Origin of the sequence: Actinophytocola sp., assembly GCF_009379765.1 — a bacterium.
Taxonomy (GTDB): domain Bacteria; phylum Actinomycetota; class Actinomycetes; order Mycobacteriales; family Pseudonocardiaceae; genus Actinophytocola.
This window is the reverse complement of sequence record NZ_WHTD01000004.1, coordinates 1-15332: the sequence shown is the minus strand read 5'-3', so window position 1 is coordinate 15332 and position 15332 is coordinate 1. Positions and strand designations below refer to the sequence as shown.

Here is a 15332-nt window from a genome sequence, read left to right as displayed (position 1 = left end):
AGCACACTGGAGTGCTCATGAGGATCAGAAGACGCACGTTCTTAGCCGTGTCCGGCGTGCTGGCCGCAGCCGGCGTCGCACCGGTCGAGGCCGCCGCTGCCGCGAGACCCGCGTACCCGTTCCGTGATCCCCGCCTGCCGTTGAAGGCACGCATCGACGACTTGCTCGGCCGGCTGACCCTGGACGAGAAGATCTCGTGGCTGCACCAGTACCAGCCGGCCGTTCCGCGGCTCGGCATCGCACTGTTCAAGACCGGCACCGAGGCGTTGCACGGCCTCGGCTGGTCCACCGACATCACCTCGACCCCCGACCCCGGCGCGGTCCGAACCGCGACCGCCACGGTGTTCCCCCAGGCGGTCGGGCTCGGCTCGACCTGGGACCCGGAGCTGATCAAGAAGGTCGGCTCGGTGGTCGTCGGCGAGCTTCGCGGCTACCACTCGGAGAACCCCGTGGTCTGGGGACTCAACGCCTGGGCGCCGGTGGTGAACCTCCTGCGCGACCCGCGCTGGGGCCGCAACGAGGAGGGCTACTCCGAGGACCCGCACCTGACCGGGGTGCTTTCCACGGCGTACGCGGGCGGCATGCGCGGGGACCACCCGTACCATCTCAAGACCGCGCCGACGCTCAAGCACTACCTGGCCAACAACAACGAGGTCCGCCGCGACCGCACGTCGTCGAACCTTCGGCCGCGGGTGAAGCACGAGTACGACGAGCTCGCCTTCAAGCCGGCGATCGCGAACGACGCGGCGACCGGCGTGATGGCGGCGTACAACCTGGCCAACGGCAGGCCGATGACCGTACACCCGGACTACAACGACGTGGTCCGGACGTGGACCGACCAGGCGCTGCTGAACGTGACCGACGCCGGCAACCCCAACAACCTCGTCGGATCCCAGGCCTACTACTCGACGCTGGCCGAGGCGGACGCGGCCACGCTGAAGGCGGGTGTGGACAGCTTCACCGTCGACAGCACCAATGCCGGGCCGACCACCGACGCGATCGACACCGCGCTGGCCGACGGCCTGCTGGCCGAGTCCGATGTGGACACCGCGGTCGGGCACATCCTGAACATCCGGTTCCGGCTGGGCGAGTTCGACCCGAACGGCGGCCCGTACGGCAGGATCACGATGGACGCGGTCGACACGCCGGCGAGCCGGGCGCTCGCGCGGAAGACCGCGGGCGAGGCGATGGTGCTGCTGAAGAACGCGGACCACGCGCTGCCGCTGGCCGACTCCCGCGATGTCGCGGTGGTCGGCCCGCTCGCCGACACGCTCTACACCGACTGGTACTCCGGCGCGATGCCCTACCGGGTCACCCCGCGCGCCGGCATCACCGCGCGGCTCGGTTCCGGTGGGACGGTCACCGGCGACGAGTCCGTCGACCGGATCGCGCTGCGGTCGGTCGACACCGGCGGCTTCGTCACCGCGGGGTCCGGTTCGGACGGCGCGCCGCTGGCCGCGACCGGCGCCGACGCGGGCGCGACCGCGCAGTTCGACGTGTTCGACTGGGGCCAGGGCGTGCTGACCCTGCGCAGCGTGGCCAACGGCAAGTACGTCGAGCGCGCCGACTTCGGGGCCACCAGCCCGTTCGTGAACCGGGCGCCGCAGCCGCGGGACTGGTTCGTGCACCAGCAGTTCGCGCTCGAGGACGCCGGCGACGGCACGTTCGTGATCAAGTACGTCGGGTACGAGACGGTCAACGACTGGGAGGGACCGAACAACTACCTCACCGTCGGCGCGGACGGCACGCTCCTGCTGGGCTCCCCCGACGCGGCCGGCGCGGCGCACTTCGCCAAGGAGACGGTGTCGAGCGGGATCGACAGCGCGGTGGCGGCTGCCACCGCGGCCGACGCCGCGGTCGTGGTGGTCGGCAGCATGCCGTTCATCAACGGGCGCGAGGACCACGACCGGACCACGATGGCGCTCGCCGAGAGCCAGTCCGCGCTCATCAAGGCCGTGCACGCGGCGAACCCGAACACGATCGTGGTGGTGGAGAACAGCTACCCGACCACGCTCACCTGGGAGCAGGACAACGTGCCGGCGATCCTGTGGACCACGCATGCCGGGCAGGAGACCGGCAACGCGGTGGCAGACGTGCTGTTCGGCGACGTCAACCCGGCCGGGCGGCTCACCCAGACCTGGTACCGGTCCGACGCCGACCTGCCGGACATCCTCGACTACGACATCATCAAGGCCGGCCGCACCTACCAGTACTTCGACGGCGACCCGCTCTATGCGTTCGGGCACGGGCTGTCCTACAGCGACTTCCGCTACGGCAAGCCGCGGCTCGACTCCTCGGTCCGTCCGAACGGGACGGTCGAGGTCCGGGTCGACGTGACCAACACGAGCCGGGTGGCCGGCGACGAGGTCGTACAGCTCTACACTCACCAGCGGGAGTCGCGCGACCTGCAACCGAACCTGACGCTGCGGACGTTCGACCGGGTGCACCTGCGAGCCGGCCAGACGAAGACCGTCCGCCTGTCGGTGCCCGCCGCCGAGCTCGGGCATTGGGACGTCACCCGCGGCCGCTGGGTCGTCGAGGCCGCGGTGCACGACGTGCTGGTGGGTGCCTCGTCGACCGACATCCGGCAGCGGGCGTCGGTGCGGACCAAGGGCGAGACGATCCCGCCCCGGGACCTTACGCGGACCACCCGGGCGATCGACTTCGACGACTATGCCGGGGTGGATCTCGTCGACACGTCGAAGGAGCGCGGCGACGCGGTCGGCGCGTCCACCGGCGACTGGGTCTCCTTCAAGGACGCGGACCTGCGGCACGCGCGGGCGTTCACCGCACGCGTCGCCGGTGGTCCGGGCACGATCGAGGTCCGGCTGGACAGCCCGACCGGGCCGCTGGCCGGCGCCGCGACCGTCGCGTCCACGGGGGACAAGTACGCGTACGTCTCGACGTCGGCCCGGCTGCGCGGCGCCGACGGGCGGCACGACGTGTACCTCGTGTTCACCGGTGACCTGCGCGTCGACGCGTTCTCGCTGCGATGAGGCGGCCCGTCGTCGGGCTGGTGGCCGCGGTCCTGACGGCGCTGCTGGCGGCGCCGGCGGGCACGGCTGTCGCGGCCCTCGCACCGCCGGCCCGGCCGGCCCACGTGGTCGGCTACGACCGGTACTCGCTGACCGTGGACGGCGAGCGGGTTTTCCTGTGGAGCGGGGAGTTCCACTACTTCCGGCTGCCGAGCCCGGACCTGTGGCGGGACGTGCTGGAGAAGATCAAGGCCGCCGGCTTCACCGGGGTCTCGCTGTACTTCAGCTGGGCCTACCACTCCCCCGCGCCCGGTGTGTACGACTTCACCGGCGTGCGGGACGTCGACCGGCTGCTCGACCTCGCCGAGGAGCTCGGCCTGTATGTCGTGGCCCGACCCGGGCCCTACATCAACGCCGAGACCAGCGGCGGCGGCTTCCCGGCGTGGCTCAAGCAGGTGCCGGGTCGGGCCCGGTCGAGCGACCCCGGATACACCGAGGCGTACCGGGAGTGGCTCGGGCACATCAACCCGATCATCGCGCGGCACCAGGTGACCCGCGGCGGCTCGGTGATCGCGTACAACGTGGAGAACGAGTACGCGGCCGGCACCGACGCCGCGTACATGCAGGACCTGCAGGACACCGCGCGGGCGGCCGGCATCGACGTGCCGATCACGCACAACCAGTGCTGCGACGCGTCCTGGCCGCCGACGTGGGCGGCCGGGCAGGGCGCGGTGCAGGTTCCGGGCGTGGACGACTACCCGCAGTCGTTCGAGTGCCAGACCCCGGACCTCTGGGGCCCGTGGGGCGAGGGCGTGACCGAGCGGCTGACCGACGACGCGCCGGTGTACGCGGCGGAGTACCAGGCCGGCGCGATCGACCTCAACCGCGCCGGGTACGACGCCTGCCGCTCGCTCACGGGCGTCGACTACATGAAGTACTTCTACAAGTCGAACCTGATCGCCAGCGGGGCCACGATGTTCGGCTACTACATGGCCTTCGGCGGCACCAACTGGGGCTGGCTCGGGCAGCCCAACGACGTGTACACCTCATACGACTACGGCGCGGCGATCACCGAGTCGCGCGGGCTGACGGAGAAGTACGCGGAGTTCAAGCGGCAGGGGTACTTCGTGCGCGCGGTCACGCCGCTGGCGGAGACCGATCCGGCGGCCGCGCCTGGCTCGGCGAACCCGGCGGTGGCGACCCTGGCGCGGGCGAACCCGGACACCGGGACGCAGTTCGTGCTCGTCCGGCACGCGGACCGCGCCTCGTCGACCGACGAGACGTCCACTCTGGACTGGTCCACTCCGGACGGACGGTACGCGGTACCGGTACGGGTGACCGGGCGGGACGCCAAGATCCTCGTGGCGGGCTACGACCTCGGCGGGCAGCGGCTGGTGTGGTCGAGCTCGGAGATCATGACGCACGAGCGGATCGGCGGCCGGGACGTGGCGCTGCTGTACGGCCGGGCGGGCGAGACCGCCTCGACGGTGCTGCGGTACGCCGCGCGGCCGTCGGTGCGGGTGCTGTCCGGGTCGGTTCGGTCCTCGTTCACCGGCGGTGACCTGCGGCTGGACTACACCCATGCCGGCCTGGCGCGGGTGCTCGTCACCGGTGGTGGGCGCCCGCCGCTGCTGCTCCTGCTAGGCACCGACGAGACGGCGGCGGAGTTCTGGCGGCTGGACACCGATGCCGGGCCGGTGCTGGTGCGCGGGACGTCGCTCGCCCGTTCCGCCCACGTGTCGGGCCGCACGCTGTACCTGCGTGCGGACACCGCGGCGGCCGGCGACGTGGAGGTCTTCGCGCCGGCGCGCCGGCTGGTGGTCGACGCTTCTCCCGTGTCCGTGCGGGAGTCCGCCAGCGGGTCGCTCGTGGGTCGGGTGCGTGGGCCCGACCCGGTGCGGCTGCCCGCGTTGAGGGACTGGCGGTACCGGGCCGGGGCGCCGGAGTCCCGGGTGGACTTCGACGACTCGCGGTGGACGGTGGCCGGCCACCGCACGTCGGTGAGCCCGTTCCCGCCGAGGACGCTGCCGGTGCTGTTCGCCGGCGACTACGGGTTCGACACCGGGCACGTCTGGTACCGCGGCTCGTTCACCGCCACCGGCGCCGAGACGGCGGTCGACCTGAACGCGATCACCGGCAAGAACGGCGTCTACCAGGTGTGGCTGAACGGGCGGTACCTCGGCTGGGCCCGGGGTGGCACCCAGGCCGACTCGGACGCGCCGGTGAACCTCGACCCCGGGCCCGGCTCGTTCGCGTTCCCACCGCTGGCGCCCGGTTCGCGGGCGGTGGTGTCGGTGCTGGTGGAGAACCTGGGCCACAACGACGACTGGACCGCCGACGACAACCGGTTCAAGCAACCACGCGGCCTGGTCGGCGCGTCGCTGGCCGGCACGGCCAACCCGATCACGTGGCGGGTGCAGGGGGCCCACCGGGACCGCACCGACCCGGTCCGCGGCCCGCTCAACACCGGCGGCCTGTACGGCGAGCGGGCCGGCTGGCACCTGCCTGGCGCGCCTGGCAGGTGGTCGGCTCCGCGACCGCCGGTGCCCGGGGTTTCCTGGTACCGCACGGAGTTCCGGCTGGACCTGCCGCGCGGCCAGGACGTCCCGGTCGGCCTGCGCTTCGACGGCACCGGGCCGTACCGGGTGCAGGTCTACCTCAACGGGTGGAACGTCGGCCGGTACACCGGTGACCTCGGCCCGCAGCGGGAGTTCGTGCTGCCGGCGGGCGTGCTGCGCGCGCACGGCCGGAACACGCTCGCCCTGGCGGTGGTCGCGCTGGACGCGTCGGCGTGGTCGGCGCCCCGGCTCGTCGAGCTGGGCAACCAGCGCGGCGGCGTGCCGGTACGTGACGTCCCCGGTTGAGAGTCAGCCGGACAGCGGGCAGGTCCGCACCAGGCCCCGGTTCTCCCCGCGATCCACCAGGGTCACGGTGGCGGGATCGGGGCTGGTGCGCGGGCCCGCGCCGGCCACGGTGCACACGACCTGGTCGACGGCCACAGTGGACAGTGCGGCGACGTCGCCGGAGAGCGTGCCGGTCACGCCGGTCGCGTCGGGGGCCAGGCTGGTCATCTCGAGGCCGGGCGGCACCTCGTTAGGCTCGACGCCACCGCTCGGGGGAGGAGATCGACAGTGACCGAGGCCCGTGCTCCCGGCTCGGCGGTATCGGGCTCCGCCCGGCATGTCGTCTTCGCGCCGCTGCGCGACGGCGGCCGGGTCGAGGTCGTCGCCCTGCGCATCAGCGAGGCCATCGGGCTCGGCCTGATCGCCGACGGCGAGCAGCTGCCCAGCGAGCTGGAGCTGGCCGCGGCGCTGAACGTGTCGACGGTGACCCTGCGCGAGGCGCTCGCCCTGCTCCGCCAGCGCGGCCTGGTCGAGACGCGGCGCGGCCGGGGCGGCGGGTCGTTCGTGCGCGCGCCGGTGGACGCCTCGGTCGAGCGGCTGCGGACGGTCCTACGCGAGACCGGCGTGCACGAGCTGCGGGAGATCGGCGACCACCTCCTCGCGGTGACCGCGACCGCGGCGCGGCTTGCCGCGGTGCGGGCGTCGGCGGACCAGATCGAGCGGCTGGGCGAGCTCGTCGAGCAGCTCGCCGCGGCCGAGACGGTCGGCGAGCGAAGACGGGCCGACGGCCGGTTCCACATCGAGATCGCCGCGGCCGCGCAGTCGACCCGGCTGACCAGGCAGGAGATCGACCTGCAGGGCGAGATCGGCGAGCTGCTGTGGATCCCGTTCGGCGAGGCCATCGAGCGGGACGAGCGGGTGCGGCAGCACCGCGCGGCGCTGGCCGCGATCGCGGCCGGCGACGGCGACCGGGCCCGCCGGCTCACCGAGGAGCACGTCGAGCTGGCCGTCACCCGGTTGATCGAGTTCCATCTACAGCTCAGCCGGCATGAGCCCTAAAGTGGGCAGCGACACCAGTCGTGGAGCCGCCGACCGTGGAGCTGCCGTGAGTGCGTACGCCGGTGAGGCCGCCGCCACGGTGGAGGCCGTGCTCCGGGACACCTTCACCGGCATCGACACGCTGCGCTCGCTCGCCGTCGACGTGCACCGCCGGGCCGTGGCCGAGGGCCGCGCGCCGACCACGACGGACCTGGAGACCATCCGCCCGACCGTGCTGGAGCACCTGTCGGCGCACGACCGGCTCGCCGGCACCGGGGTGATCGCCGCGCCCGGCACGCTCGCCGACCAGCCGCGTTGGCTCGAGTGGTGGCGGCGCTCGCAGTCCGACGGCGTGCCGCGGCCCCTCGCGGTCGACCTCGACCCGGGCAACGTCGGCAGCTACGAGTACCCGCTGGCGCCGTGGTTCGACGTGCCGTACCGGACCGGGCGGCGGGTCGTGGTGGGCCCGTACGTCGACTACGCGGGCACCGACGAGTACATCCTGACCTTCGCCGCGCCGATCACCTCCGATGCCGGCTTCTTCGGCGTGGCCGCGGCCGACATCCGGGCCAACGACTTCGAGCGCGCGATGCTGCCGATGCTCAACACCGAGGGACCCGCGACGCTGCTGGTGAACTCGACCGGCCGGGTGATCGCGTCGAACACGCCGGCCACGATCGTGGGCTCGATGGTCCGGCCCGGCCACGGCGACCGGCGGGAGCTGCCCGGCGACGACTGGTCCGACTGCGCGGGCCTGCCCTGGTTCCTGGTCCGGGCGGGATGACCCAGGCCGAGGAGCGGGTCGCCCGGCCGCGCAACCGACGGGTGTTCCTGGTGATCGTGCTGGCGGTCGTGGCGCTGCTGTTCGGCGTGCCGTGGTGGCTGCTGGTGCTCGCCGGTCCACAGTGGCCGGTGCCGGTGTTCGTCGCGGGCACGGTCGTGCTCGCGGGCGCGGCGATCTCCTTGCCGTGGCTGATGATCCTCGGCCACGGGCGCGGCCGGGACCGGGCGGCGCGGATCGGCGACACCGTGCTCGGGGTGGCGTGGGTGCTGTTCACCTGGACGGTGCTGGGCACCCTCGCCCGGCTCGCGCTGCTCTGGGTGGCCGACCCACTGCGGTCCCGGCTCGTCGCCGGGCTCGTGGTCGCCGTGGTGGTCGCGCTCGTCGTCTGGGGCAACGTCGAGGCGATGCGGGTGCCGCGGGTCCGGCGGGTCGACGTGGTGATCCCGCGGCTGGGTGCCGGCCTGGACGGGGTCCGGGTGGTCCTGCTGGCCGACACCCACTACGGCCCGATCGACCGGACCCGGTGGTCGCGGCGGACGACGGCCGCGGTCAACGCACTCGAGCCCGACATCGTCTGCCACGCGGGCGACATCGCCGACGGCACGGTCGACGCCCGCCGCACCCAGGCCGCACCGCTGGGCGACGTCCGGGCCCGGCTGGCCCGGGTGTACGTCACCGGCAACCACGAGTACTTCGGCGAGGCGCAGGCCTGGCTCGACCACATGACCTCGCTCGGCTGGGAGTCGCTGCACAACCGGCACGTCGTGGTCTCGCGGGGCGGCGCCCGGCTGGTGCTCGCGGGCGTCGACGACGCCACCGCGCGGGCCTCCGGGCTGCCCGGCCACGGCGCGAACCTGGAGTCGGCGCTGGCCGGAGCCGCCCCGGAGCTGCCGGTGCTGCTGCTCGCCCACCAACCCCGGCAGGTCCGCCACGCCGCGGCCGCGGGCGTCGACCTCCAGGTCTCCGGCCACACCCACGGAGGCCAGATCTGGCCGTTCCACTACCTCGTGCGGGTCGACCAGCCGACTGTGCACGGCCTGTCCCGGCACGGTGAGCGGACCCAGCTGTACACCACCCGCGGCGCCGGTTTCTGGGGTCCGCCGCTGCGGATCTTCGCCCCGAGCGAGATCACGCTCCTCGTCCTGCGCGCCGCGGGGTAGGGACATCCCCACCGTGCTCGCCCTTCACCCGACCTCCGGGCGCGGCACGAGCGCGACGAGCTTCTTGGGCGCCAGCACGCAGTAGCTCTCGGTGACCAGCTCGCCGACCTCGGCCCAGTCGACGCGGCCGGTGAGCATCATGCCGACGACGTTGTCGCCCCAGCCGGGCTTGAAGAACGGCGGGCCCATGACCCGCAGCGTCTCGAGCTCCTGGCCGGACGACCGGAAGGTCAGCACGAACACCGGCCCGGTGGTGCCCGCGGCCTTGGCGTAGGCCGGCGGCCACTCCCGGTCGACCTGGAGCACGTGGACGAACGTGCGCCTGCGGACACACCAGCGCTTGCCGACCCACGCCGTCTCCTCGTAGACGTCCGGCAGCGCGAGGCACACCGCCCGCAGCGGGCCGAGGATCTCCGGCGGAACCTCGGGTTGGGCCACGCGTACACCTTAGATGTCTTCCGACGTGCGCAGTTGCCCGTCGCCGTGTTGCCCGGGCCCACCGGCCGTGGTTACGTTTTCCGTATGGAGCCGACGATCTCGCGTAGCGTCGAGGTGACCGCCGACCCCGACACGGTGTGGTCGATGGTCACCGATCTCCCCCGCATGGGCGAGTTCAGCCCGGAGAACGTCGGCGGTCGTTGGGTGGGCGGAGCCACCGGCCCGGCGCTGGGCGCGGAGTTCCGCGGCGTGAACCGCAACGGCCACCGGCAGTGGTGGACCAAGGTGCGGGTCGTCGCCTGCGTGCCCGGCCGCCGCTTCACCTTCGATGTCCGCACCCCCTTCGGCGCCCGGGTGTCGCGCTGGTCCTACGAGATCACCCCCACCGAGACCGGCTGCCGGCTCACCGAGCACTGGTACCGCGTGGCGAACTACCTCATCCGCCGCTTCCTCGGCCCGCGGACGACGGGCCGCACCGACCGGCCGGGCTTCAACGCCCGGTCGATCGAGCACACCCTCGCCGCCGTCAAGGCCCGCGCCGAGTCCCACCCCGGATCCCGGCGGGCCGCCTGAGTCACGCCGTGCGGAACACCGACATCATCGCCATGTCCTCGTGCTCCTGCTCAAGGACCGGCTCGGCGACCTGGAGGACCTGATCCGCACGCTCCGCGAGGTGGCCCGCGGCGGGTCGGTGATCGACCCGACCGTCGTCGACGCCCTGGTGGCGCGGCGGGCGCGGACCGCGAGCTCGCCGCTGTCCGTGCTCACCGCGCGAGAGCTGGACGTGCTGCGCGAGATGGCCCAGGGCAGGACGAACGCGGGCGTCGAGCAGACCCTGCACCTGTCCGCCTCGACGGTCGAGAAGCACGTGAACTCGATCTTCGGCAAGCTCGGCCTGGCCGACGAGCCGGTCCACCGCCGGGTCGCCGCCGTGCTGGCCTTCCTCCGCGAACGGCCGACCGACTAGACGGTATGGAGGTCCGGGCTGGGGCCTCGCCGCAGGTGATCGTGGGTTGTCGGCAGGAGTGGGTCCTGGTTGGTAGAGCCACAGGTGTGGGAGGCCCCAGTGAGTGGGAATGGTACGAGTGTTGGTCTGGATGTGCACGCACGGTCGGTGGTGGCGGGTGGTTTGGATGGGCGGACCGGGGAGTTGTTCGAGCGCCGGTTGACCCCTGATTATGACGGTGTTGAGTCGTGGGTCAGGTCGTTGCCGGGCCCGGTCGCGGTGACGTATGAGGCTGGGTCGACGGGGTTCGGTCTTGCTCGGCGTTTGACCGGGCGAGGGATCGAGTGTTGGGTCGCGGCGCCGTCGAGGTTGCAGCGTCCGTCCGGGGATCGGATCAAGACCGATGTGCGTGACGCCCGGCATCTGGCCCGGTAGTGCAGCATGTGGGGGAGATCGTTGCGGTTGCGGTGCCGAGCGTGGAGCAGGAAGCGGCGCGGGATCTGGTGCGGGCCCGTGAGGATGTCCGCGGGGATCTGATGTCGGCGCGGCACCGGCTGTCGAAGTTGTTGCTGCGTCAGGGGATCGTCTACTACGGCGGTAAGCCCTGGACTGGTTCTCATGATCTGTGGTTGCGCGCGCAGCGCCGGTACCCGGTGTTCGGCCTGCCCGGTCTGGGGTTGGCGTTTGACATCGCTTACGACACGCTGCTGGCCACGGTGGCCCGCCGGGACCGGCTGGATGCCGCGATCATCGAGCTGGCTGCGGCCAGCGAGTTCACCCCGGTGGTGATCCGGCTGGGGTGCCTACGGGGGGTCTCGACGCTGACCGCGTTCGGGCTCGCGGTCGAGATCGGGGACTGGCACCGTCTTGAGGGCCGCTCGATCGGCGCCTATCTCGGGCTGGTGCCCACCGAGTCCTCCTCGGGCGGCTCCCGGTCACCAGGCTCGATCACCAAGACCGGCAACGGGCACGCCCGCCGGCTGCTGATCGAAGCGGCCTGGCATCACCGCAAGCCCTATCGCATCGGGGTGGACCTGCGGCGCCGACAGGACCGGGCCGGGCCCGCCGCGCGTGATCGCGGGCAGCGGGCGAACCGGCGCCTACACGCCCGGTGGGTCGGCTTCGACGCCCGCCGCAAGCGGCCGGTGGTCGCCACCACCGCGATCGCCCGCGAGCTCGCCGGCTGGTGCTGGTCGTTGGCCGTCCTCGACTGACTGCGGCGATCCCCTTCTCGCCTCCGTCGTTGATCGTTTCTCGCCGCTTGTCGGTGTCAACATCGTTCGTCCTCGCTGCGCTGCGGGCGCTGCATGGTGACACCTCCCACGCGCCGGGAAGCGACCGCCAGGACGGAGGAACCGGGGGCAGGCGACGCCCGGATGAGCACAGGTGGTGACGGCAGCGCCTGCGAGCGACCCGCGAACGCCCTATGAGCAACCCCCGCCAGGGGGAGCACGCTCGATGTCTAGACCGCGGAACCGCTCACCAGCCGAACAGTCCGTCCTGCGGTAACCAACCCGCGCATATCAGACTGACAACGCGTCGATACCGACACGCTCGCCACCACCTCTGCGGAATCCGGACACCGCCTCCCCCTGCCCACTTGACAAACCAACCTACATATCAGGGCGTGTCTCGTGGATCTTGGTCGATGGGATTCGTGATCCAGCTGGCTCCTGGCAAGGCGACGGAAGGCCGCGCATACCGGGTTGTATTCGGGCCTTCCGACAACGCGGCCAGAGGGCAGCTGGGCGCGAACACCACGATCCAAGATCCGCGAGACATGGCCTAGCCCGGTTCGTCACGTTCGACCGTGCCGTCCCGTCCTCGTGATCGAATGCCGACTCGAGGGAGGACGGCCTGGACACGATCTCCTTGCGCTACGGGATGTTCTCCGGTCCGCGGGCGTTCAGCGACAGGTTCGCGGGCATGTCGCACAAGCGGCTCCCGGTGCTGCCGACGGGCTCGGCGGCGGTGGCCGCGTTGGAGCGCGGCCGGCCACGGCGACGGCTCGTCGTCGACGACGAGCCGCTGAGCTGGCGACGGCGCACGGCACGCCGCACGCCGCGGTGGCCGCCGCACCGGACCAGCGCCTACCCGGGCTGCCCTGCTGGAGCTGGGCTGGTCGCCGCGGTTCGCCTCGGTGCCGGACGCGCTGCGGGCGTAGGCAAGTACGCTTCGTGCTGGTGAGTGCAACTTTGGTGGCCAAGGGACTGGCCGCCGGGTTCGGGGACCGGGTGCTGTTCTCGGGTCTGGACCTGGTGGTGGCGCCGGGCGACGTCGTGGGGCTGGTCGGGGTCAACGGGGCCGGGAAGTCGACCCTGCTGCGGGTGCTGGGCGGGGTCGGCGCGCCCGAGGATGGCTCGGTCCGGCTCAGCCCGCCCACCGCGAACGTGGGTTACCTGCCGCAGGAGCCGGACCGTCGGCCGGGTGAGACCGTCCGCGCGTTCCTGGGCCGGCGCACCGGGGTCACCGCCGCGCAGTCCGAACTGGACAGCGCGACCGCGGCCCTCACCGAGGGCGCCGCCGGTGCGGACGAGGCTTACGCGGTGGCGTTGGAGCGGTGGCTCGCGCTCGGCGGGGCCGACCTGGACGAGCGGATCGGTGAGGTGGTGGCCGACCTCGGGCTCACCGTGGGCCTCGACGCCGCGATGACGTCGCTGTCCGGCGGTCAGGCGGCCCGCGCGGGCATCGCGTCGCTGCTGCTGTCCCGCTACGACATCTTCCTGCTCGACGAGCCGACGAACGACCTCGACCTCGACGGCCTCGACCGGCTGGAGAAGTTCGTCACCGGGCTGCGCGCGGCGACCGTGCTGGTGAGCCATGATCGCGAGTTCCTCGCCCGCACGGTCACGACCGTGGTCGAGCTGGACCTCGCGCAGCACCAGGTCAACACTTTCGGCGGCGGCTACGAGTCCTATCTGGCCGAGCGGGAGGTCGCCCGCCGGCACGCCCGCGAGCGCTACGACGACTACGCCGACACCAGGGCGTCGCTGGAGCTGCGGGCGCGGACGCAGCGCGCGTGGATGGACAAGGGCGTGCGCAACGCGCGGCGCAAGGCCACCGACAACGACAAGATCGGCCGCAACAAGAAGGTCGAGGCGACCGAGAAGCAGGCCGCGAAGGCCAGGCAGACCGACCGGCTGATCGAGCGGCTCGACGCGGTCGAGGAGCCGCGCAAGGAGTGGGAGCTGCGGATGGAGATCGCCGCCGCGCCCCGGGCCGGCGCGGTCGTGGCGGCGCTGCGCGGCGCGGTGGTCCGGCGCGGTGAGTTCACCCTCGGGCCGGTGGACCTGCAGATCGACTGGGCGGACAAGGTCGCCATCACCGGCGCCAACGGGGCGGGCAAGTCGACCTTGCTCGCGGCGCTGCTCGGCCGGGTCGAGCTGGCGTCGGGGCACGCGTCGCTCGGGCCGGGCGTGTGGGTCGGTGAGGTCGACCAGACCCGGGCCCTGTTCGCCGACGACCGGACGCTGCTCGCCGCGTTCGAGGCGCAGCTGCCGGACTGGGCGCCCAGCGACGTTCGTACCCTGCTGGCGAAGTTCGGCCTCACCGCCGCGCACGTGCTGCGTGCCGCCGACAGCCTCTCCCCCGGCGAACGCACCCGGGCCGCGCTGGCGCTGCTGCAGGCCCGCGGGGTGAACCTGCTGGTGCTCGACGAGCCGACCAACCACCTGGACCTGCCGGCGATCGAGCAGCTGGAGGCCGCGCTCGACGCCTACCCCGGCACCCTGCTGCTGGTCACCCACGACCGCCGCATGCTGGACGCGGTCCACACGAACCGGCACATCCACGTCACCGCCGGCACGATCACCGACCGCTGACCTCTGCCGGCGAAGCGACTGTCTGGAGTGGACGAGGCGGTCTCGCTGCCCTCTGGCCGCGCTGGATCTGACGGCATCGAGATCTCCGCGCATCTTGCCGAGGCCTGTGGCGACGAGGTTTCCCGCGACGGACAGGTCGCCAACCGGCCATCCATGTCACCTCGCCGTGACCACTGAAGGGCGTCGGGACATCCTCGGTCGGTACGCCGCCAGGAAGCCGTTCGTCGATGCCTGGTGCGCTACCCCGCAATCGCGCGGTTGTGGGACATCGGTTCACCGCGCTCAACACCGATACGACCGGTGGGCGGTCCGCCGACCTCGAAGCCCACCACCGCTCCCACACTCGCGTCGAAGCCCGCATCCGCTGCGGCAAGCCACCGGCCTGTGCAACGTCCTTTACCGCGGCTACCCGGAGAACAACCCTGGCTGGAACTGGCGTCGACCGCCGCCCAACCTACTCACCTGTGCCCAAACACCCTGCTCCACCGGCGACCTCGCCCGCAGCGAACCCGCGACCTTCCACTACCGCATCTGCGCCATCCCCTCGATGACCCTGTCGGTGATCGTGGAGATGGTCTGTTTGGACACCTCCGCGCCGTAGATCTCGGCCAGGTGCGCAGCGATCTCCCCGTGAGTAAGTCCCTTGGCCGACAACGAGATCACCAGGTCATCCATCCCCGTCAACCGACGCTGCCGCTTGCCGACCAGCTGCGGCTCGAAGCTGCCGTCCCGATCACGCGGCACCGCGATGTCCACGGGACCAGCCTCGGTCAGCACCGTCTTGGCGCGCTTGCCGTTACGCGAGTTTTCCGCCGTTACGCCCGGCCGGGTCGTGCTTGGCGTAGCCGAGATGATCGTCCATCTCACCCTCGAACGCCGACTCCACAACCCGTTTGGTCAGCCGGGCCAACGGCTCACCCTCACCCGTCAGCCGCGGGCCCTCCGACCGGGCACGGTCCGCCAACTGCCCGATCAACTGCTCGTCCACAGCATCCAGCCCATCCACCGAACCCTCGGCGGCAGCGGCCTTCCCACCGGCTGTCACATCAGTCACAGGTGTCTTCTACTCCTCAGGAGTTACACCGTTCCAATTACCGTCCCCGAACGTTTGACAGTCCCATCAGAAGGGTGGGGGTGCTGGTTCGGGGTGGGTGAGGGGCTCGGGGTGGTGGGGGTAGTGGAACCCGCAGGGTGAGATCCATTCCAGGATCCCGGCGCGTTTGATGATCTTCCAGCCGCCGAAGGTCTTGCCGCGGTGGTGGCTGCGGCAGGCGGGGTGCAGGTTGTGTTCGTCGGTCGGCCCCGCCGGGTAGGGCTCGCGGTGCTC

At 72.0% G+C, this 15332-nt stretch carries 12 protein-coding genes and 2 pseudogenes; 10 read left to right on the top strand and 4 right to left on the bottom strand.

Annotation, left to right across the window (positions count from 1 at the left end):
• Window positions 1–17: 17 nt before the first annotated feature.
• Together GEV28_RS01785 and GEV28_RS01780 are read left to right on the top strand one after the other, a co-directional pair.
• Entirely contained in the window at window positions 18–2996 is a 2979-nt protein-coding gene (locus tag GEV28_RS01785; protein ID WP_291407846.1) for a glycoside hydrolase family 3 protein, read from the top strand.
• The gene (locus GEV28_RS01780) at window positions 2993–5839 is read left to right on the top strand and encodes a beta-galactosidase (protein ID WP_291407844.1); all 2847 of its coding nucleotides are present in this window, start codon (window positions 2993–2995) and stop codon (window positions 5837–5839) included. The genes GEV28_RS01785 and GEV28_RS01780 overlap by 4 nt, the downstream gene beginning before the upstream one ends.
• 3 nt (window positions 5840–5842) lie before the next feature.
• Here the strand turns inward: GEV28_RS01780 and GEV28_RS01775 are convergent, their stop codons facing one another.
• On the bottom strand, window positions 5843–6064 hold the full coding sequence (locus GEV28_RS01775; RefSeq protein WP_291407842.1) for a hypothetical protein: 222 nt from the start codon (window positions 6062–6064) through the stop codon (window positions 5843–5845).
• A gap of 42 nt (window positions 6065–6106) precedes the next feature.
• Here GEV28_RS01775 and GEV28_RS01770 point away from each other — a divergent pair, with 42 nt between their 5' ends.
• Genes GEV28_RS01770 through GEV28_RS01760 form a run of 3 tightly spaced genes read left to right on the top strand, consistent with a single transcriptional unit; the run spans window position 6107 to window position 8800 of the window.
• A complete protein-coding gene (locus GEV28_RS01770; protein WP_291407840.1) occupies window positions 6107–6877 on the top strand; it encodes a FadR/GntR family transcriptional regulator in 771 nt (256 codons plus the stop codon).
• 46 nt (window positions 6878–6923) lie between these two features.
• Window positions 6924–7640: a cache domain-containing protein gene (locus GEV28_RS01765; protein ID WP_291407838.1), complete on the top strand. Its 717-nt coding sequence runs from the start codon at window positions 6924–6926 to the stop codon at window positions 7638–7640.
• Window positions 7637–8800: a metallophosphoesterase gene (locus tag GEV28_RS01760; protein ID WP_291407836.1), complete on the top strand. Its 1164-nt coding sequence runs from the start codon at window positions 7637–7639 to the stop codon at window positions 8798–8800. The genes GEV28_RS01765 and GEV28_RS01760 overlap by 4 nt, the downstream gene beginning before the upstream one ends.
• Window positions 8801–8824: 24 nt before the next feature.
• Here GEV28_RS01760 and GEV28_RS01755 read toward each other — a convergent pair whose 3' ends face one another.
• The gene (locus tag GEV28_RS01755; protein ID WP_291407835.1) at window positions 8825–9238 is read right to left on the bottom strand and encodes an MmcQ/YjbR family DNA-binding protein; all 414 of its coding nucleotides are present in this window, start codon (window positions 9236–9238) and stop codon (window positions 8825–8827) included.
• An 84-nt stretch (window positions 9239–9322) separates the two neighbouring features.
• On the opposite strand from GEV28_RS01755, the gene GEV28_RS01750 reads away from it, so the two are divergent.
• From GEV28_RS01750 to GEV28_RS01730, 5 genes are all read left to right on the top strand, one after another.
• Window positions 9323–9811 (top strand): SRPBCC family protein, encoded by a 489-nt coding sequence (locus GEV28_RS01750; protein WP_291407833.1) that lies wholly within the window; start codon window positions 9323–9325, stop codon window positions 9809–9811.
• Window positions 9812–9851: 40 nt separating this feature from the next.
• A complete protein-coding gene (locus tag GEV28_RS01745; RefSeq protein WP_291407831.1) occupies window positions 9852–10205 on the top strand; it encodes a LuxR C-terminal-related transcriptional regulator in 354 nt (117 codons plus the stop codon).
• Between the two features lie 455 nt (window positions 10206–10660).
• The gene (locus GEV28_RS01740) at window positions 10661–11398 is read left to right on the top strand and encodes a transposase (protein ID WP_291407829.1); all 738 of its coding nucleotides are present in this window, start codon (window positions 10661–10663) and stop codon (window positions 11396–11398) included.
• 658 nt (window positions 11399–12056) lie between these two features.
• Entirely contained in the window at window positions 12057–12371 is a 315-nt protein-coding gene (locus tag GEV28_RS01735) for a hypothetical protein (RefSeq protein ID WP_291407827.1), read from the top strand.
• Window positions 12368–14005, top strand: coding sequence for an ABC-F family ATP-binding cassette domain-containing protein (locus GEV28_RS01730; protein ID WP_291407825.1), 1638 nt, complete (start codon window positions 12368–12370; stop codon window positions 14003–14005). The genes GEV28_RS01735 and GEV28_RS01730 overlap by 4 nt, the downstream gene beginning before the upstream one ends.
• 534 nt (window positions 14006–14539) lie before the next feature.
• On the opposite strand, the pseudogene GEV28_RS01725 reads toward GEV28_RS01730, so the two are convergent.
• A pseudogene (locus tag GEV28_RS01725) lies at window positions 14540–14957 on the bottom strand (transposase); the annotation flags it as partial.
• Window positions 14958–15125: 168 nt separating this feature from the next.
• A pseudogene (locus GEV28_RS01720) lies at window positions 15126–15332 on the bottom strand (hypothetical protein); the annotation flags it as partial.